The sequence below is a fragment of the Bacillus sp. X1(2014) genome (genome assembly GCF_007678255.1).
On sequence record NZ_VEED01000084.1, the window covers coordinates 1 to 261 of the forward strand.

1 pseudogene is annotated in these 261 nt (G+C 31.8%); it reads right to left on the reverse strand.

What is annotated here, in order from left to right:
• Positions 1–261, reverse strand: a pseudogene (locus tag FS608_RS29905) (IS4 family transposase); the annotation flags it as partial.

Here is a 261-nt window from a genome sequence, read left to right on the forward strand (position 1 = left end):
TATAGCTTTGTTTTTTTCTACGTTCCAGTATTTGTTCCTCTCTTAATCGGTAGATAATTACTCTTGTAAATAATCTTTGATTCTTGCCAATATACGACTCTTTTATTTCATACGTTTGTCCTGGTTTTAACGTGTGCATAATGTTCTCTAAATCAACTTGGATATACTGTGACTGTTTTTTGATTGTCCCATTTCGAAAGTATTCTGGAAATGGATTTTTCGTATAGACGGTATGGTTTAACTTAAGTCTTGATATATAGC